The sequence below is a fragment of the Pseudomonas gessardii genome (genome assembly GCF_001983165.1).
Classification (GTDB): domain Bacteria; phylum Pseudomonadota; class Gammaproteobacteria; order Pseudomonadales; family Pseudomonadaceae; genus Aquipseudomonas; species Aquipseudomonas gessardii.
On the sequence record NZ_MNPU01000001.1, the window covers coordinates 451,074 to 469,753 of the forward strand.

At 60.3% G+C, this 18,680-nt stretch carries 15 protein-coding genes; 10 read left to right on the plus strand and 5 right to left on the minus strand.

The window, feature by feature from the left end; translation table 11 throughout:
• Positions 1-88: 88 nt before the first annotated feature.
• Positions 89-5,149, plus strand: coding sequence for a dermonecrotic toxin domain-containing protein (locus BLL38_RS01825; protein WP_076961050.1), 5,061 nt, complete (start codon positions 89-91; stop codon positions 5,147-5,149).
• Positions 5,150-5,158: 9 nt separating this feature from the next.
• Here BLL38_RS01825 and BLL38_RS01830 read toward each other — a convergent pair whose 3' ends face one another.
• Positions 5,159-5,428 (minus strand): PepSY domain-containing protein, encoded by a 270-nt coding sequence (locus BLL38_RS01830; RefSeq protein WP_076961051.1) that lies wholly within the window; start codon positions 5,426-5,428, stop codon positions 5,159-5,161.
• Between the two features lie 151 nt (positions 5,429-5,579).
• Here BLL38_RS01830 and BLL38_RS01835 point away from each other — a divergent pair, with 151 nt between their 5' ends.
• The 7 genes from BLL38_RS01835 to BLL38_RS01865 all read left to right on the plus strand — a co-directional run bounded on the left by BLL38_RS01835 (position 5,580) and on the right by BLL38_RS01865 (position 11,589).
• Complete coding sequence (locus tag BLL38_RS01835; protein WP_076961052.1) at positions 5,580-6,578, plus strand: FecR family protein; 999 nt, start codon at positions 5,580-5,582, stop codon at positions 6,576-6,578.
• 326 nt (positions 6,579-6,904) lie between these two features.
• On the plus strand, positions 6,905-7,366 hold the full coding sequence (locus BLL38_RS01840) for a hypothetical protein (protein WP_076961053.1): 462 nt from the start codon (positions 6,905-6,907) through the stop codon (positions 7,364-7,366).
• The gene (locus BLL38_RS01845) at positions 7,363-7,917 is read left to right on the plus strand and encodes an adhesin (protein WP_076961054.1); all 555 of its coding nucleotides are present in this window, start codon (positions 7,363-7,365) and stop codon (positions 7,915-7,917) included. The genes BLL38_RS01840 and BLL38_RS01845 overlap by 4 nt, the downstream gene beginning before the upstream one ends.
• Positions 7,918-7,985: 68 nt before the next feature.
• Complete coding sequence (locus BLL38_RS01850; protein WP_076961055.1) at positions 7,986-8,741, plus strand: hypothetical protein; 756 nt, start codon at positions 7,986-7,988, stop codon at positions 8,739-8,741.
• Positions 8,742-8,806: 65 nt separating this feature from the next.
• On the plus strand, positions 8,807-9,487 hold the full coding sequence (locus tag BLL38_RS01855) for a C39 family peptidase (RefSeq protein WP_076961056.1): 681 nt from the start codon (positions 8,807-8,809) through the stop codon (positions 9,485-9,487).
• A 37-nt stretch (positions 9,488-9,524) separates the two neighbouring features.
• On the plus strand, positions 9,525-10,271 hold the full coding sequence (locus BLL38_RS01860; RefSeq protein WP_076961057.1) for a hypothetical protein: 747 nt from the start codon (positions 9,525-9,527) through the stop codon (positions 10,269-10,271).
• 49 nt (positions 10,272-10,320) lie between these two features.
• Positions 10,321-11,589, plus strand: coding sequence for a hypothetical protein (locus tag BLL38_RS01865; protein WP_076961058.1), 1,269 nt, complete (start codon positions 10,321-10,323; stop codon positions 11,587-11,589).
• A gap of 60 nt (positions 11,590-11,649) precedes the next feature.
• On the opposite strand, the gene BLL38_RS01870 is transcribed toward BLL38_RS01865, so the two are convergent.
• Entirely contained in the window at positions 11,650-12,975 is a 1,326-nt protein-coding gene (locus BLL38_RS01870; RefSeq protein ID WP_076961059.1) for a sigma-54 dependent transcriptional regulator, read from the minus strand.
• Between the two features lie 342 nt (positions 12,976-13,317).
• On the opposite strand from BLL38_RS01870, the gene BLL38_RS01875 reads away from it, so the two are divergent.
• Positions 13,318-13,584, plus strand: coding sequence for a hypothetical protein (locus BLL38_RS01875; protein WP_029291472.1), 267 nt, complete (start codon positions 13,318-13,320; stop codon positions 13,582-13,584).
• Positions 13,585-13,801: 217 nt separating this feature from the next.
• Positions 13,802-15,304, plus strand: a complete 1,503-nt coding sequence (gene nhaB / locus BLL38_RS01880; protein ID WP_076961060.1) for a sodium/proton antiporter NhaB — start codon at positions 13,802-13,804, stop codon at positions 15,302-15,304.
• Here nhaB and BLL38_RS01885 read toward each other — a convergent pair.
• From BLL38_RS01885 to gnd, 3 genes are read right to left on the minus strand one after another with little or no spacing between them, the layout of a single operon-like run.
• Positions 15,292-16,116, minus strand: coding sequence for a Cof-type HAD-IIB family hydrolase (locus tag BLL38_RS01885; protein WP_076961061.1), 825 nt, complete (start codon positions 16,114-16,116; stop codon positions 15,292-15,294). The two genes, nhaB and BLL38_RS01885, sit on opposite strands and share 13 nt — an antisense overlap.
• On the minus strand, positions 16,113-17,636 hold the full coding sequence (zwf, locus tag BLL38_RS01890; RefSeq protein WP_076961062.1) for a glucose-6-phosphate dehydrogenase: 1,524 nt from the start codon (positions 17,634-17,636) through the stop codon (positions 16,113-16,115). Before zwf ends, BLL38_RS01885 begins: the two co-directional genes overlap by 4 nt.
• The gene (gnd, locus tag BLL38_RS01895) at positions 17,633-18,613 is read right to left on the minus strand and encodes a phosphogluconate dehydrogenase (NAD(+)-dependent, decarboxylating) (RefSeq protein ID WP_076961063.1); all 981 of its coding nucleotides are present in this window, start codon (positions 18,611-18,613) and stop codon (positions 17,633-17,635) included. The genes zwf and gnd overlap by 4 nt, the downstream gene beginning before the upstream one ends.
• Positions 18,614-18,680 lie beyond the last annotated feature (67 nt).

Genomic DNA, 18,680 nt, shown 5'->3' on the forward strand with positions numbered 1-18,680 from the left:
CAGCGGTTGCGCGCTATTTATTTAATGCCTGGGCAATGCCCCCCGCTCCTAGGCTCGCTGCATCTATAGCCTGCACCGAGCCTTTGCGATGGACGACCTGCAACCCCCCTATTTCTTCCCCGAGGCCATGCGCCTGGCCAAACACTTGAGTGCCCGCGAGCGCCATCGCGGTATCACCGACCTTGACCGGAGTTTCTTGCGCAACCTGTTCTTTGCCAACGCGGCCGGGCGCAAGGCGCAGTCGCCGCCGATGATCGCCGAACGCTTGCTGATCAACCGCCCCGAGCAGCAACCGCTTGAGCTGGCGGGGGCATTCGTGATGGGTTCGCAGGGCAGCTACAGTTCGGTTTTTTTCTATGGCCCAGTGACCGGCCTGGAAAAATTCAGTGACTATGAACAGTTGATACACACGCTGGAAAGCCGCCTGCGCGACGCTCAGAAACAGCGCGAACTCCTGCATTTCCTGGCCATTGACCAGCGGGCCGGCTTTACCTTTGCGGCAGGTTCAAGCCTCACGCGGCAACTGATCGAGGGCAATGTCTTCGACGAACAAAAGGCCTGTATCGAGCGTTACCAGCACCTGAATGTCCAGGTCATGCTTGATGAACTGGGCAAGTTGCCGTTGATGGAAACCCTGCTGGATCAACTGCTGGCCAGTACCTTGCGCACATCCCTGGCGAACATCGACCAGCGCAAGACCCATGTGTTTTTCTACGCCCTGGCCACCTCCCCCACGGACCAGGACCGGTGGGTGAATGCGCTGTTGTTGCGCGATGCCTTGTTGCTGTATTACCGGCAACAGTCCTGGCCGGTTGGCCTGCGCCGAGTTTTTCTGAACCCACAGGTGGCCGCCACCCAGACGCAAGCGCAAACCCACTGGGAGGACGGCATCAAACAAGCCGCCCAGCAGTTGCCTCTGTTCCTGCGCAACTCACTTGAGACCTACTGGAACAGCCATCTGGCAGCCGGCGGCTCAAGGCGTGAGTACTTTGCCCAGGCCATGAGTGATAAATCCCGGGTCGATTTGTTGTTCAAACGCCAGGAAGAGGTGATTTCGGCTGAACAGTGGCAACAGTTGGACGCCCTCTACCTGCCCGCCGAGCGTCGCGCCACACTCGCTATCGAAAAAGTCCGCCTGTGGGAGCACTACCCCCATTACGTCGAACTGGCCAGTACGCTGGTCATCACCAACAGCGCGGCCTTTCTCTATACCCAGTCCAAGGGTTTGCAGGTACTCAAGGACTACAGCGACCTGCAGGCAACACTCAGGGCCATGGTGGGGGCACGCGGGCATGAAGATGACTTCTTCGGTTTCCTGGCCCTGGAGGAACGCGCGCGGTTTGTCGGTTTTCAACAGCCGCAGTTCAGTCCGGCCCCCTTCAGTGGCCCGGTGTTCAAGCGCTTGCTTGAAGACATCATCGCCAAGCAGCAGCAGAACCTCGAATACTGCCTGGATGTTTACCGACGCCATCAAGGGACGATGGATGCCTATGCCCTGCTCGATCACGGCCTGGATATCCGTGCCCTGCTTGACCATCGGTTGCTGGCATTGGACGCCAAGGGACGCTGGAGCACGCACCCGGCCGCCCCGTCGGTGCCCGCAGAAAAGGCGCGCCTGACCCTCCGCCAACTGCACAGCGTGGAGAATGCGCTGGCTAGCCTGCTGGCGCTGATCCCCAGCCTTGAGACGGTAATTGCCGACCAACTGCGTGCAACGTTCAGCACCTCTACCGTGCTGCCGCTGAACCCGCAAGACCTTTACATCAACCGCTATGCAGGCCATGCCGACGATCAGGAGCGACGCACGCCACGGGCCAGCCAGAGCGTGCTGGAGCATTGCATCGCCCGCCTGATCGGCCAGGCACAGGCCATCCCGGTCACACCGGAGTACGCGGTGTACGGGCCACGGATCCGCGGCCAGGCGAGTAAACGGCTGGAGCTGAGCATTGACCGACTCAATGCCATGGTGGAGCACTGGCTGCTTGGCCTGAACCTCCAGACGATCGCACAGATCCCCCGCGCCGGCCTGGAAGCTGCGCTGCCCAAGTTGATACACAGCATGTCTGTAGGGATTCTGGAGGAAGCGCGCCTCAGGGGGCTGGATAAAACCCTCGACGAGCGTGATATCCAGATCCTGCAGACAGTGTTGAGCCCGGATAACGCCACGCCTGAGCGGCGCCGTACATTGAAAGGCTTTACGCCGGATGCATTCACCCTGTCGGTGCGGGTGAATGGCCAAACCACCCTGCATCGCCTGGCCAACTGTTTTGTGCTCACCGAGCGCGGAGGTCTCGACCCGCATCATTCTGGACACGCCGTGTTATGGACGCCGGCCGCTGGCGTGGAAGTCTTCGCCTCGGTCAGTGCCCTGAACAATACCCTGGCGCATCGGCTACGCAGCCCAACCCGACGCTTGAGCCTGCTGGAAAACCTGGCCGCCCCTGCGCGCCTGCCCCATCAATGCTATGAGCCGGGGCCGTTGCAGTTGATAAAAGAACCCGCCCTGCAGGAGTGCCAGCAGTCGTGGATCAATCAGTACATCGCCCAGCGCCAACACACCCTGGGGCTCAAGGCCAAAGCGCAGTCATTGCTCCAGGTACTGGGGCAGGTGCGCAAAAAGCTCCCGGTCAATAACCTCCAGCGTGCGGCGGCTATTGCCCGGCTGGCAGAACTGCGGCACTCCCTACCGGACGGGCTGGGAGCGGCGCCTCCCCGGGAGCAGCAACGCCAGGCGGAAATCCTCGAGCAATACCGCATCAATACCCTGCATGGCCGGGATTATCTGGATGAACTTCAGCCACTGCGTCAGCACGTGGCGGACCGCCTCAACGCTATGCTCGTCGATTATTCAGTCTTTGCTGCGGATGTGGCGATTGTGCCCAGGCTGACCCTGGCCAGTCAGCGCCAGGGCCTGCTGGACTTCGCCATGAACCCCGCCAGCCTGCAAGCCGCCGGGTTTGATGTGGTCTGCACGGCCCCCAGCCTGACCGAGAACGTGGTGCGCCAGATGCTGTTGCAGTTGAAAACCCACGATGATTATCAGGCCTATCTGGCTGAGCACTTGTCTGCCACCCACCCCGGTTTCGAGCGACGCCTGAAGGACTTCAGCCAGCAAGTGCCCTGGCAGCTGTTACAGCACGCCCACGCCCTCAAGCTACAGGAGCGCCTGTCAGAACGGGGCTTTGACCTGATCCAGCAGGCGGTCGATATGCCAGACGCCATTGCCCGCGCAGCGGTCATGGGCACGACGGCCAGGGTCAGGCCCCTGGAGTTGATTGCCACGGCCGGCGCTACGCCAGCAACTGCCCTGGGCTTGTACCTCATTGGCGCCGGGCGCCAGGGGGTGCAGGTGTTGTATGCGCCTTATCATCCGACCTTGATCTTTACCGAGTTCGAGAGCGAAGCGCAGTTCCTGGAGGCCCTGAACCGGCCCGGTGCCCTGCAAGACTGTGTGCTCAAGCGCCTGCCCGCGCCCCAGGACGCTACGGATCGGAACTTGCTGGCCAGCACCCTGGGATTCAATCCGATCCAGGGCAACCTGTTCAGCCAACTGTTCGACGACAACCGGCAGTTGCTTCTGAAGTTGCTGGGCACCCAATCGATCAGCGGGGCTGAAGAGGAATGGGAAACCATCAAGCAGGTATTCAGTGGTTCGGTTGGCCGGGTGATCGGCTTTTTGCCTGGCAAGCTGGCGTTGCCCTGGGCGATCTGGCAGAGCATTTCCCTGTTCACCGAGTCCGCCGAGGCCTTGCAAGACCATCATTGGCGCCGGGCCTTGCAGGCGTTTATCGACGGCGTTGCGCAAATGGCCGCAGTTGGCCAGGCCTTGCAGCAAGCAAAGTCGCTCATCCTGGAGCCGATAGAAGAAACACCCCCTGCACCGTTGCCCTCTATGAACTGGCCGTTGGACATCACCACCCCTGAACGCACCGTGCTGTCGCCCAGCGAAGTGCACGATGTGGCGCTGGTCAACCTCAAGCACAACGCCCTGAAGGGGATATACCAGCATAACGCTGCGTCCTACATTCCCATGGCTGGCAAGGTGTATCAGGTCAACCCCCTTGGCGCGTTCTGGCGCATTGCGACGGAGCAGCAAAACGGCCCGTTTGTGTGGCGCAATACCCTGGGGCAATGGGTGGTCGATACGCGCAACCACATCGCGCGCTTTGGCCAGGCTTATGGCCGCCTGCAGGACCGCTCAGAAGTTCGCACTGTGGCACGCCAGATGATGAACATCGAGGCGGTTGGCATGCAGGCGATTCGTGCGCTGTATCCACAACGGGCGCGAATGATCGTGGAAGCGATCGACCTGGCGACGTTTTATGTGCAGAACTGCAAGTTGAACCTGGGATTGCTGGAGCCGGGAATAGCCCCTGTGACGCGGATCCATCGCTTCATCAATGAGTTTTTTGGCATTGACATCGAGCCGGATCATGGCCCGCAAGAAATAGATCCCATTCTGGTGCAAAAGCTACACCGCATTGTCGACCTGATCCTCGCCGGCCTGCTGGATCCGACGCTGTCTACAATCGATTCAAAGCGCTTCGTCGTGGGCTCCCATCGATCGGACCCACAACAGAATTGGGGGTTTGTCATCGACAATGATCCGCAGCGACGGTTTTACCTGACCGAACACTTCTTTACGCCGCCGTTGAGCGACTATGACAATCGCCTGCCGGATTATTTCGACCGGGCGGCTCATGCGCGAGCGACGATGTTGATCCATGAGATGAGCCATGTGGTGGCGATGACAACCGATGCCGCCTACCTGAACTCGGTGATGCCGTTTTCCGATCTGATCGAGACACTGACACAGGCCGGGCGCACCCTGTCGGATTCCCAGAAAAGCTACCAGGACCAGAGCTACTCGCGCAAAACCCCCATCACCCAACTGTTCAAGTTCCCCGATATCAGTGGCACCTTCTGGCGTGACCTTGGAGCGACCCCTGAAACCGGGCACATCAAAAATCAGATACTGCGCACCACCGGGGGCGTGGATTTGAGCAACGCGCGGGGGATTTTCATGAGCAACCTGGCCAGGCGAGTCGACACGATGCTGGACAATGCCGACTCGGTGGCGTTCCTGATCAGTCACCTGGGCCGCCAGTTGGACCCAGTGCCCTCCAGTCGAAGGGAGTCGATAAACTGATCGCCGGGGTCAGTCCTTCTGGTCGCGCAGCACATTGCCCGAGGCGCCGTCGATGCGTACTTCATAGACCACACCGTCAGCCTTGCGGCCTTTGACTTCCCAGTAGCCATTGTCGTCCGCTTCGGCCTGGTAGACCTCAATGTAACCGGCCTTGGTCTTGGCGGTTTCGATGGCTTTTTCGATGGTGATCCAGCCGGCTCCTGGCTTGTCGGCCAGGGCGGCTCCGGCGCCGAGCAAGGTGGCAGTGGCAAGCAGGGTGGTGAGGGTTTTCTTCAGCATGTTCTTACTCCGTTAGCGAGAATGACTTACAGATCCAGATTTTTAGGGTGTTTGCAGGCTGAATTAGTTCCACATTGATGCTCATACGCCATGATGGCGGTTCTCGGCACCCTGCCGGGAAGGTTAGAATGTAGGAAATCAGGAAGCACCAATGACCGAACAGCCCCTTTCAGAAGCCGACTATGACGCAATCACCGATGCCGCTGCGCACTGGTGTATGCGCCTGCACGCTTTTGATTGCACGGCGGCCGAGCGCCAGGCGTTTGAACAGTGGCACGATGCGCATCCCCTGCATGCCTTTGAATATGCGGCCATGCTGGAAGTCTGGGAGGTGGCCGACCATTTGCCGCGCAGCAGCGAAACGGCCCCGCCGCTAGCGCAAGTCACACCGACCCGCCGCTGGCGCACCTATGCCGTGGCCGCCGCCATCTCGTTGCTGGCTCTGCCTCTGGCCGCCTTCACTGGCTGGGAAGCGGGTTGGCTGCCCAGTTCCTATGAGCATTACGACGCCACCAGTGGCCTGCGCCAAGTGACACTGGCCGATGGCAGCGAAGTGGAGCTGAACCTGGGCACCGAGCTGGTCTACAGCAACTATAAGCATGAACGCCGGGCCACCCTGAAAAAAGGTGAGGCGTTCTTCAACGTCAGCCATGACCGTGAACACCCGTTCGTGCTCCACGTCGGCGCAGGGCAGATCCGGGTGACCGGCACCCAGTTCAACGTCTGGAAGTACGACGATCAGGTGCGGGTCATGTTGCTGGAAGGCTCGGTGAAGATCAGCAGCGATGCCAGCCACAGCGGCCTGAGCCTGACACCCGGCATGCAGGCCAGTTACAACCGGGGTGATGCGCAACCGCAGTTGCAGGCGTTCTCCCCCCATGACCCGGCACTGGCCTGGCGTCGGGGCAAGTTGATCCTCGACAACCTGGCGCTGGTGGATGCCTTGCCGCTGATCAACCGCTACCTGAGCAAACCAGTGATGCTGGCCGATACCGGTACCGGCAACATCCGTATTGGCGGGATCTACGATATCCATGAAGTCACCCACCTGGTGTCCTCCCTGCCCAAGGTCCTGCCGGTCTACCTGACCCAGAACCAGGATGGCAACACCGTGCTCAACGCGATACCGCGTAAAACGCCCAAGACCTGAGCGACGCAAAGACAGCGCCTTGGGCAGTACCGGGCGCGACCTCTGTGCGCGTCGCAATGTCCACTTTTGAAACACCCCTCCCTGCGCAACGCCCCTGTGGCGGCGGATTCATCGGTTCGTCATCAAGAGTGTTGCATGGCTGAAACAGGCCAGGCGCTGGTCATTGGGTAGCGCCCTGTTTCATGCCTGATACACCGGGGCCTACGTCCGCCCTGCCAACAATCCCAACTCCTTGAAAAAGAACACAATATAAAAAGCGGCACAGCTTCTGCTCTATGCCTTGCAGCGCTGTTTAGGGTCAGCGCTACAAAACAAGGAATGATGCCGTGGCAACTCTCAATCAAGGCTCGCTGAGCCTGCTGCTGATCAGCTGTGTACTCAGCGCCAGTGTGAGCGTGCCGGCCCTGGCCGAAAACGGCGTGATCGTCACCGGGCGCAACGTCCAAGGCCATATGGCCGGGCGTTCCTCCTTCGGCCCGGACCCTTATCCCTCTACGGCCAATGCCAATCCTGGCACGCAGATTCTGCGCGCCACGGCTAACGGCGAACTCAACGATAACGACTTCGCCGGGGTCAGCAGCGGGTCAAGCATCACACGCTCCATCCTGCCCAATGGCACCCTCCCCGGCTTGGGCACCCCCCATGGCAGTAGCGCCTCCGGTTTGGGTGCCGGCGCGGCGGCGGGCCATAGCGGCGGCAGCAGCCTGGGCGGACAGATCAGCGGGACGATCCAGCGTGGCATGGCCCCGCTGAACAACCTCGGTAGCCTGATGGGAGGCCAGAAATGAAGCACGCATGGCTGATCCTCGCCCTCCTCGGCTGCACCAGCGCGCTGGCCGACAGTAACAATCATGCGCTGATCGACAGTTCCGGCCAGCAGTACAGCGGCGTCGCCTCTGTCAATCAGGCCGCCGGCAACCAGCAACAACAGATCAATAGCCGCGCAATCGCGGTGGGTGGCCAAGCCACTGACGCACTGGTGCAGCGGCTCGCCGGCAAGGTCGACCCGGCCCTGAATGCCAGTGCAGCGATCCAGGGCTCATCGTTCAGCAACGGCAACGGTGTACTGGGTGTCAACCAGTCGGCCGGGGCCAACAACCAGGCAATCAATGCCGTGCGGATCAGTATCAACCCTGGCCCGCAAAGCATCGATGACAGCGTCCTGTCGCAACAGAACATGACGCTGCTACCAGACTCCCGATCCGCCTCTACCACTGGCAGCCGCCAGGTCGTGACCAGCGACCAGGCCTTCACCGGCAGCCGTGGAGTGGTCCAGGTGAATCAGAGTGCAGGGGTGGGGAACCGTGTGGCTAACACCCTGGGTATCACGATCAAGTAAGCGCTTGATCGGTGTTTGCAAGACCGTACCAACACTTAACCAACCAATTAGAAGCAAGGAGATACACCATGAAACCTACAATGGCTCTCAAACCACTGGTTTTTGCTCTGGCTGCGCTCATGGCTGTTGCTGCACAAGCCGATAGTGATAAGTGGAAACCAACTCCTAAACCCACAGGCACCGTCGCTGCGGTCGTGGACAGTACTCAACTGAGCAAAGACAACAAGTTCGACGACACCAAAACCAAGAACGATGCCTCCGTCAACAAATCGCTGAACGGCAGCGACGGTAACCTGGGTGGCAACGTCGCGGCAGGCAGCGGTAACCAACAAGCCAATAGCGCTAGCATCGCCAGCAGTGCTGCTAAAGACGCTCTTGAGGTCTTTGCAGTGGCCATCGCAGATCAAACCTCCAAGAGCAACAAATTTACCAACAAAGGCACGCAAAACGACGCGTCGGCCAACGACTCGGTCAACGACAGCTCCGGTAACGTGGGTGTCAGTGTCACCGCAGGTCAAGGCAACCAACAGGCCAACAGCACGGCTATCGTGACCGCTGACGGCAAAAACATTGTCGCTGTGGCCGCCACCAGCCAGGAATCGCTGAACAACACCTTCCTCAACACCGCATCGGCCGGCAAAGGCTACGGCAACTGGGGCAAGACCTATGTTACCAACGATGCTTCTTTGAACAACTCGGGCAACAAAGCTTCCGGCAACCTCGGCATCAACGTGTCTGCGGGCTCTGGCAACCAGCAATCCAACTCCCTGTCCCTGGGCAGCGGTTGCACCCAGTGCGCAGCGGGCAGCGGCGTACGCTTCTGATCTGACGCAGAGGGCCTTGGCAACAAGGCCCTTTTTTATTCCCGTGTCCAACAGGTCATTCGATCATGCGCCTCGCGACCTTGTGCCTGCTGTTAATGCTCACCGGCCCGTCCTGGGCAGGGCAAATGGCGATTTCCGCCATGCCTGGCGGTGCGCTGGTCTTCAAGAAGGTCGAGAGCATCCGCGAGCGGCGGTTCGCCAACCTGGTGGAACAAAAAACCGATTTCAGCTGCGGGGCCGCAGCACTGGCCACCATCCTGCGCCAGGGCTATTGGCTGGATGTCGATGAAGAACACGTCATCAAGGGCATGCTGGTCAACGCCGACCAGGACCTGGTACGCACCCAGGGCTTTTCCATGCTGGATATGAAGCGCTACCTCGAAAGCATCGGCATGCGGGCCCGGGGCTACAAGATCGGGCCGGACACCCTGACCACGGTGAAGATCCCGGTGGTGGTGCTCTTGGATATCCGTGGCTACAAGCACTTTGTGGTGATGCAACGTGCCGAGAAAGACTGGATCTATATCGGCGACCCGGTACTGGGCAACAAGCGTTACTCGCGGGACGATTTCCTCGCCGGATGGAATGGCATCGTGTTCGCCGTGCTCGGTGAAGGCTACGACAAGGCCAACGCCCTGCTCGACCCGCCGATACCGTTGACCGCCAAGAGCAAAATGAACGAGTTCCGGCCCGTGGGCGATGCCGAGCTGATGGACTTCGGTTTCATCCAGAGCGACTTCTTCTAGAAGCGCCATCAGGAGCAGGAAGCTCCAGGAGCAGATGATGAACACTTACCGTTGGCTGACGGTCCTGTGCCTGGCAGCCTCAATGCCCGCTTATGCAGCCTCGGCGTTCAAGCCGATTGAAATGAATGACGCGGAACTGGCCCAACTGCGCGGCCGTTTCGTGATGCCGGGGCGGATTGTCAGCTTCGGCATCGTGATGAGCACCACCTGGACCAACGCCGCCGGTGATACCAGCACCGTCAAGGCCAACATGCAGATCGACGCCTCCACCATCACGCCGCAGTTCTACGTGCAGACCACCGGGGAAACCGGCAAGGGCGGCGACCGTCCCACGGGCACCGGCACGGTCATCGGCGGCTCCGGGCTGGGTACCGGCAGCGGCGTGACACAAACTGTCCGCGCCGCTGGCGATGGCAATACCGCCTATAACAACGTCGGGATCAATGTCAGTGAAAACGGCCTGGCGCCCGCCAATCTGGTGCAGTCGGGCCAGGTACTGGTCGCCGGTGGTTCTATCTCCGGCAATAGCGCCGCCGGCAAGGTCAGTGTCTCGGCCAATAACGGCGGCCTGCAGATGGCGATCCAGGCCAACCATAATCAGGGCAGCGCCGTACAGCAAATCGGCGGCGGTAATGTTCTGCAAGGCACGATTTTGCAAGGCAACAGTAACTTCGTAAACAACATGACCCAACTCAATGTTGTGCTGGGTAATAACGGTCTAAACAACGTGGCTTTGAACTGTAATCTGGATCAACTCAAGGGCCTACGCACGCTCGGTTATTGAACTACGCTGACCCTCGACACTTACGCATTAGAAAAGGACGGCTTATTTCATGCATCGAACGTTATCGCTACGCGCCGCTGTTTGTTTAAGTACGATCTTGCCAGCGAGTTTGTTGTACGCAGCGCCAGACGCCGATATCGAAACCCTCAAACAGGAACTTCTGGAACTCAAGCAACGCTATGAAGTACAGCAAAAAGCCCTGGCGGTCCTGGAACAACGGGTACGCCAGGTAGAAGACCAGCCCGCGACACCTGCGCCCAAGCGCCTGGCCAAGTCGCCAGCCGACTTCAAGCAAAGTGGCAGTACCGTGGCCGCCGGCGGCAGCTCCTATGGGCAGGCGCTCAAGGATGATTCGGCCCCGGCACAAAGTGTCAGCAACCTCTATAACGAGGCCAGCGGCTTCTTCGGCAATGGCAAGTTCAGCGTTGAGACGGGCATTACTTACGCCCGCTACGATGCCCGGCAATTGACCCTCAATGGCTTCCTGGCGCTGGACTCGATCTTCCTGGGCAATATCAACCTGGACCGCATCAAGGCCGATAACTGGACCCTGGACCTGACGGGCCGCTATAACGTCGATAACCGTTGGCAGTTCGATGTCAACGTGCCGGTGGTGTACCGCGAATCGACCTATCAGTCCGGTGGCGCAAATGGCGGCTCGGGCACGGCAACTTCCGAGGAATCGGTCAGCCGCGATCCCACCATCGGCGATGTCAACTTCGGGATTGCCTACAAGTTCCTCGACGAGTCGGCAACGATGCCCGATGCCGTGGTGTCGGTACGGGTCAAGGCGCCAACCGGCAAGGAACCGTTCGGGATCAAACTGGTGCGCTCGCCCTCCAATACCAATCTCTATGTGCCGGAGAACTTGCCGACCGGCAACGGCGTCTGGTCGATTACCCCGGGGATCTCCCTGGTCAAGACTTTCGATCCGGCGGTGCTGTTCGGCTCACTCTCCTACACCCACAACTTCGAGGACTCGTTTGACGACATCAGCTCGACGGTCAACGAAAAAGTCGGCGGCAAGGTCCGCCTGGGCGACAGCTTCCAGTTCGGGGTTGGCGTGGCGTTTGCCTTGAACGAGCGTATGAGTATGTCGTTCTCGGTGTCTGACTTGATCCAGCGCAAGAGCAAGCTCAAGCCCGACAATGGCGATTGGCAGTCGATTGTGTCCAGTGACGCCAATGCCGGCTATTTCAACGTCGGCATGACCATCGCCGCCAGCGAAAACCTGACGATTGTGCCCAACCTGGCCATCGGCATGACGGATGACGCGCCGGACTTTACCTTCAGCCTGAAATTCCCGTACTACTTCTAAACGCAAGAGAAGGAAAAGCCCCGCCGCGATAAGGGTCGCGACGGGGCTTTTTTACCCGCCCTAGCGGATCTGGTGTTTGTGCAGCAACCGGTAGAAGGTGGGCCGGGACACCCCCAGCACCCGGGCGGCGACACTCAGGTTGTCGCTATGCCGGTTCAGCACATCGCACAGCGCCTGGCGTTCGGCGCGGTGCTTGTAGTCTTCCAGTGTCGCCATGGGCAGCACGATGGCCTGCCGGCTTTGCAAGCCCAGGTCGGCCGCTTCGATCTGTCGCCCTTCGGCCAGTACCAGGCCGCGCCGTACCCGGTTGGCCAGCTCGCGCACATTACCCGGCCAGGCATGCTTGCCCATGGCGATCAGGGCATCCTCGCTGAAGCTGCGCGGGCGGCGGCCGGTCTCATGGCTGTAGAACCTGGAAAAATGATTGGCCAACATGCCCACATCGCCATGGCGCTCACGCAGCGGCGCGGTCATCACTTGCAGGACATTGAGCCGGTAGTACAAGTCTTCGCGGAAGGCGCCCTTCTCGATGGCGGCTTCCAGGTCGACGTGGGTCGCGGCCAATACCCGCACATCCACAGGGATCGGCTGGCTACCACCGACGCGCTCGATGTGTTTTTCCTGGAGAAAGCGCAACAGGTTGGCTTGCAACTCCAGCGGCAGGTCGCCGATTTCATCGAGGAACAAGGTGCCGCCATTGGCCGCCTCGATGCGCCCGATCTTGCGTTGATGGGCGCCGGTAAAGGCGCCCTTTTCATGGCCAAACAGTTCGGACTGGATCAAGTGTTCTGGAATAGCCCCGCAGTTGATCGCCACAAAAGGCTTGGCGTGGCGCTGGGACTGGCGGTGCAGGGTCTTGGCCACCAACTCCTTGCCAGTGCCGCTGTCGCCACGGATCAAAATCGGCGACTCGGTAGGTGCCAGTTTCGCCAGCAGTTTGCGCAGCTCGCGGATCGGCCGGCTGTCACCCAACAGCTCATGTTCCGGCGCATTCACCTGGGCCGCGCCTTTGCCTCGCAGCCTCGCCATGCCAAAGGCACGCCCCAGGGTGACCTGGACCCGCGACACGTCGAACGGCAAGGTATGGAAGTCAAAAAACCATTCACACACAAAGTCGCCGACATTCTGCAGGCGCAACATCTCGGGGCTGAGCACAGCAATCCACTCCGTGCCGCTGCGACTGATCAGCTCCTTGACCGCTTCGGGGCGCTGCAGGTGAAAAGGCTGCAGGCGCAACAAGCCGACGTCACAGGTCCGCTCGCCCAGGGCCTCCAGGGCACAGCTGTCGGTATCCCAGCCAGCCGCCCGCAAACCAGGCAATAACTGGTGGCAATCATCACAAGGGTCGACCACAAGCAAGCGACGCAGGGTTGGTGTAACAACCATGACTGTTCCTTGGCGTCAAAATCATTAAAGTTATTAAGAAACAACAGTTTGGACGAGCTGCTCATAACCCTAGCAAGATCTTGACACTCCCCTTGTATCGTTTCGCGATAAAACCATCACCGATACAGCATTTGGCGATCAGCCCCCCTCAATACATGCGACTTCAATCTTTCATTGACCTTTCAAAATCACGCCTTACATGACGTTAATCACGAAAAGTTGAATTTTCTTGCTCTAACATGTGACCCGTACCCTGTCATCGTGCATCAGTACAGGTACTAGCCGAACGGTAAGCCCAACCGACGGCACATCTTTTGATTGGGCACTTAGAGAGAAGACCCCATGAACGCCCCGCTCCGTATCAACGAAGCTCTTTTGATCGCAGACCGTGCTTTCCAACCCTTTCACTGCGTGGCCTGGGCCCCACAAGACGGGACTGGCGAACTGAGCCTGACCGTGATTGACCGCACCGAAAAGCGCATCGGGCGCAAACAGATTCCTTGCAGCACTTATTCCGACCCAAAACAATTGGAAACCCTGCTGCTGCAAGCCCGCGCCGAACTCAATGGCGAAGGTTATCAACTTCAATCCTGGGCAATGCCCAAGTAAGTTAATGCAGCCACTGCGACATACCGTCGCTTCTTAATATTGGCTGCAACTTGTTAAGACGACTAAACCCGTGGCGCGTGAGTTCGATCCTCGCCACGGGTTTTGCATGCCTGACACTTTGGTTTCGCTCTTCTTTATATAGCCGCCAGGCCATGTTCACTTGATCTTCCGGTGGGCATCGGGCACTTTGCGCGCTTCTCGCCCCCAGGAGCACCCCATGTCCGGTTCAATGGCCCAGGCCTTCGCCCATAACTTCCTTGGGCACTCGCCCCGTTGGTACAAGGCCAGCATCCTCGCGTTCCTGATCCTCAACCCCCTGGTGCTCTGGGCTTTCGGCCCGGTCGCGGCCGGCTGGTTGCTGGTGGCGCAATTTATTTTCACCCTGGCCATGGCGCTGCACTGCTACCCACTGATGCCCGGCGGCCTGTTGATGGTCGAGGCGCTGTTGCTGCGCATGACCACGCCCCAGGCACTGTACGACGAGCTGCTGCATAACTTCCCGGTGATCCTGTTGCTGATGTTTATGGTGGCCGGCATCTACTTTATGAAGGACTTGCTGCTATTTCTGTTTTCACGCCTGCTGCTGGGCGTACGCTCCAAGGCGCTGCTGGGGTTGATGTTCTGCTTCTTGTCGGCTTTCCTGTCGGCCTTTCTCGATGCCTTGACCGTGACTGCGGTGATTATCAGCGCCGCCGTGGGCTTCTATTCGGTGTATCACCGGGTGGCTTCAGGCAATGATCCACGCCAGGACAGCGCGTACAGCGACGACCATCACCTGCCCACCTTGCACCACGCCGACCTGGAGCAGTTCCGTGCCTTCCTGCGCAGCCTGTTGATGCACGGCGCCGTTGGCACTGCCCTGGGGGGCGTGTGTACCCTGGTGGGCGAACCGCAGAATTTGTTGATCGGCCACGAAATGGGCTGGAATTTCAGCCAGTTTTTCCAACAGATTGCCCCGGTCTCGCTGCCAGTGCTGGCGGCGGGCCTGGTTACCTGCGTGCTGCTGGAAAAGCTGCGCTGGTTTGGCTACGGCACCCTGCTGCCGGACAACGTGCGCCAGGTACTGGCCAACTACGCCCGTGAGGACAACGCCGAGCGTACCCCGCGCCAGCGGGCGGCGCTGCTTGTCCAAGGCCTGGCCGCACTGATCCTGATCGCCGGCCTGGCCTTTCATATCGCCGAGGTGGGCTTGATCGGCCTGCTGGTGATCGTGCTGATCACCGCCTTCACCGGGATTACCGAAGAGCACCGCATCGGCAACGCCTTCAAGGACGCTCTGCCCTTTACCGCCTTGCTGGTGGTGTTTTTTGCGGTGGTCGCGGTGATTCATGACCAACAGCTGTTTACCCCGTTGATCCAATGGGTGCTGGCCCTGCCCGCCGAACAGCAACCGGGCATGCTGTTTATTGCCAACGGCCTGCTGTCAGCCATCAGCGATAACGTGTTCGTGGCAACGATCTATATCACCGAGGTCAAGCAGGCGTTTGTATCCGGCCATATGAGCCGCGAGCATTTCGAGACCCTGGCCATTGCGATCAACACCGGGACCAACCTGCCCAGCGTGGCGACGCCCAATGGCCAGGCGGCGTTCCTGTTTTTGCTGACATCGGCGATTGCGCCGCTGATCCGCCTGTCCTACGGGCGCATGGTGTGGATGGCGCTGCCGTACACCGTGGTGATGGGCGTACTGGGCTGGTACGCGGTCAGTTACTGGCTGTGAAGGATAAACCGCTCAATCGCTTGGGCTGCGCCGTCCTCGACATTGCTGGCGGTAACCACATCGGCCTGACGCTTGACCACCTCTTCGGCCTGGCCCATGGCAATCGATAACCCGGCCACCTGGAACATCGCCGGGTCATTGCCGCCATCGCCGATAGCCGCCGTCTGCTCCAGCGCCACCCCAAGGTGAGCGGCCAGGGTTTTCAGGGCATCGCCCTTGTTGGCCTGCATTGCCGTGATATCGAGATAGACCGGCTGCGACCGCGACACCTGGGCCAGGCCCGTGACCTTGGGCTGCAACTGTGCCTCCAGCTCAACCAGCAACGCCGCATTGGTGCTGGCCGCGACGATCTTGTCGATCCGCCCCAGGACCGGCTCGAAACTCTCCACCACCACCGGTGCATATCCCAAGCCGTGCTGCTCCCGGGGCACCATGGGACCCGTGGGGTCTTGCAGCAGCCAGTCGCCATCGGCAAACACCCAGATTTCCACCTCTGGCTGATCGCTTAACAGCGCCAAGGCGATCAACGCCGCCTCTGCGGGCAAATGGTGCGCAACCAGGATGCTGCCATCGGGGTTGACCAAGGTGCCGCCATTGAACCCTGCCGTGGGCACATCGACGCCCAGGGCTTCGATCTGCTGCAGCATGGCCCTGGGCGGCCGCCCGGTGGCCAGGCTGAAAAACACCCCGGCCTCGCGCAATGCCCGCACCGCATCAATAGTGCGCTGGCTCAAACTGTGATCGGGCAACAGCAAGGTGCCGTCCATATCACTCAATACAAAACGGATGGGTTGGATCGCGTCTTCACTCATCCGAGGCGATGCCAGGCGCGGCCATCGCGGGCCAGTAGCTCATCGGCCGCCGCCGGGCCGTCTTCGCCGGCCTTGTAGGCCTGGATCCCGTCGTCTGCCTGCCAGGCATCGAGAAACGGCTGCACCGCACGCCAGCCGTTTTCGATGTTGTCCGCGCGCTGGAACAGCGTCTGGTCACCGGTCAGGCAGTCGTAGATCAGGGTTTCGTAGCCGGTGGAAGGCTGCATCTCGAAGAAGTCCTTGTAGGCAAACCCCAGCTGGATGTTGGCCATGTCCAGGGTCGGCCCGGGCTTTTTCGCCAGCAGGTCGAACCACATGCCCTCATTGGGCTGGATCTGGATCTTCAGGTACGTCGGCTTGACTTCATCGACCTCGGTGTCGCGGAACTGCGCATAGGGCGCCGGCTTGAAGCAGATGACGATTTCGGTGTCGCGCACGCTCATGCGCTTGCCGGTGCGCAGGTAGAACGGCACGCCGACCCAGCGCCAGTTATCGATCATCACCTTCAGTGCCACAAAGGTCTCGGTGCTGCTGTCCGGGGCCACATTGGCTTCTTCCCGGTAGCCCGGCAGCGCCTTGCCGCCGATCTCGCCGGCGGTGTACTGGCCACGCACCGAGTTGGCCCGCGCATCTTCCGGCGACCAGGGGCGCACGGCCCCGATCACCTTGGCCTTCTCGCCACGCACCGCGTCGGCGCCAAAGGCCGCCGGCGGCTCCATGGCAATCATCGCCAGCAACTGGAACAGGTGGTTGGGCACCATATCGCGCAGGGTGCCGGTGTTTTCAAAGAAACTGCCCCGGGTTTCCACACCGACCGTTTCCGCAGCGGTGATCTGCACGTGGTCGATGTAGTGGTTGTTCCAGAACGCCTCGAACAACACGTTGGAGAAACGGCTGATCAGAATGTTCTGCACCGTTTCCTTGCCCAGGTAATGGTCGATCCGGTAGATCTGCTTCTCGCTCATGACCTTGAGCAGGCAGGCGTTCAGGGCCTCGGCCGTGGCCAGGTCGGAGCCAAATGGCTTTTCGATCACCACGCGGCGGAAAGCCTCGGGGCTTTCCTCCAGCAGGTTGGCCCGCCCCAGGCGCTGCACCACTTCACTGAAGAAGCGCGGCGCGGTAGCCAGGTAGAACACTGCGTTGCCCGTGCCGCTGTCGGCGATTTTGCGGGCGATGTCGGCATAAGTGCCGTCATCCAGAAAGTCGCCCTGCACGTAGCTGATGCCCTTGGCCAACTGGGCCCACAAGTGTGGGTCCAGTGCATGTTCGGCATTGCCCTTGACCTTGCTCGCCGCTTCGCTGCGGATGAAGTCTTCGAGTTTCTTGGCGAAGTCGGCATCGCTGATAGCGTTGTGATCCACCCCGACAATCCGCAGGCCCTCGCCCAGCAGGCCATCGCGACTGAGGTTGTACAGCGCCGGCATCAGCAGGCGCTTGACCAGGTCGCCATGGGCGCCAAACAGGAACAAGGTAGTGGGTGGAGCGGGTTCGGCCTTGGGTTTCTTGCCGTTGACCGTCATTTTTTGGAAGTCTCCACATGGCCGCCGAAGCCAAAGCGCATGGCCGACAGCAGTTTGTCACCGTAAGTGCTTTGCTGGCGCGAGCGGAAGCGGGCGAACAACGAGTTGGACAGCACCGGCACCGGCACCGATTGCTCCATGGCCGCTTCGATGGTCCAGCGCCCTTCGCCGCTGTCAGCCACGGAGCCTGAGTAACCGTCGAGCTTGGGGTCGGTCGCCAGAGCATCGGCGGTGAGGTCCAGCAGCCAGGAAGAGACGACGCTGCCGCGACGCCAAACTTCGGCGATATCCGCCACGTTCAGGTCGAAGCGCTGTTCTGGCGGCAGGTTTTCCGAATTCTTGGTCTTGAGGATGTCAAAGCCTTCGGCAAAGGCCTGCATCATGCCGTATTCGATGCCGTTGTGGATCATCTTCACAAAATGCCCGGAACCAGCCGGGCCCGCGTGGATGTAGCCACGCTCGGCACGGTCGTCGGTGGCGGTGCGGTCCTTGGTGCGCGGGATATCGCCCAGGCCCGGGGCCAGGGTGGCGAAGATCGGGTCCAGGTGCCTGACGGTCTCGGCGTCGCCGCCAATCATCATGCAGTAACCGCGTTCCAGGCCCCACACGCCACCGGAGGTGCCGACATCGATGTAGTGCAGGCCTTTTTCCGCCAGGGCCTTGCCGCGACGCACGTCATCCTTATAGAAGGTGTTGCCGCCGTCGATGATCACATCGCCGGGTTCCATCAGTTCGCTCAGGTCGTTGATCGTGGTTTCGGTGGGCTCGCCCGCCGGCAACATGACCCAGACGGCCCGTGGTTTTTGCAGGCCGGCGACCAGGGCGGCCAGATCGGTAACACCGGTCGCGCCCTCGTCGCTCAAGCCTTTGACGAATGCTTCATTGCGGTCGTAGACCACGGTGGTATGCCCATTGAGCATCAAGCGGCGCGCAATATTCCCGCCCATGCGGCCTAGTCCGATAATCCCCAGTTGCATGTATTGATGCTCCCAACTACAAAATAAAAAATGTGTGACACAGTTTATAGCGCAATGACCCATTAGT

Coding starts and splice junctions, on each gene's coding strand:
- BLL38_RS01825 (WP_076961050.1), top strand. CDS start 89: ATGGACGACCTGCAACCCCCCTATTTCTTCCCCGAGGCCATGCGCCTG.
- BLL38_RS01830 (WP_076961051.1), bottom strand. CDS start 5,428: ATGCTGAAGAAAACCCTCACCACCCTGCTTGCCACTGCCACCTTGCTC.
- BLL38_RS01835 (WP_076961052.1), top strand. CDS start 5,580: ATGACCGAACAGCCCCTTTCAGAAGCCGACTATGACGCAATCACCGAT.
- BLL38_RS01845 (WP_076961054.1), top strand. CDS start 7,363: ATGAAGCACGCATGGCTGATCCTCGCCCTCCTCGGCTGCACCAGCGCG.
- BLL38_RS01850 (WP_076961055.1), top strand. CDS start 7,986: ATGAAACCTACAATGGCTCTCAAACCACTGGTTTTTGCTCTGGCTGCG.
- BLL38_RS01855 (WP_076961056.1), top strand. CDS start 8,807: ATGCGCCTCGCGACCTTGTGCCTGCTGTTAATGCTCACCGGCCCGTCC.
- BLL38_RS01860 (WP_076961057.1), top strand. CDS start 9,525: ATGAACACTTACCGTTGGCTGACGGTCCTGTGCCTGGCAGCCTCAATG.
- BLL38_RS01865 (WP_076961058.1), top strand. CDS start 10,321: ATGCATCGAACGTTATCGCTACGCGCCGCTGTTTGTTTAAGTACGATC.
- BLL38_RS01870 (WP_076961059.1), bottom strand. CDS start 12,975: ATGGTTGTTACACCAACCCTGCGTCGCTTGCTTGTGGTCGACCCTTGT.
- BLL38_RS01875 (WP_029291472.1), top strand. CDS start 13,318: ATGAACGCCCCGCTCCGTATCAACGAAGCTCTTTTGATCGCAGACCGT.
- nhaB (WP_076961060.1), top strand. CDS start 13,802: ATGTCCGGTTCAATGGCCCAGGCCTTCGCCCATAACTTCCTTGGGCAC.
- BLL38_RS01885 (WP_076961061.1), bottom strand. CDS start 16,116: ATGAGTGAAGACGCGATCCAACCCATCCGTTTTGTATTGAGTGATATG.
- zwf (WP_076961062.1), bottom strand. CDS start 17,636: ATGACGGTCAACGGCAAGAAACCCAAGGCCGAACCCGCTCCACCCACT.
- gnd (WP_076961063.1), bottom strand. CDS start 18,613: ATGCAACTGGGGATTATCGGACTAGGCCGCATGGGCGGGAATATTGCG.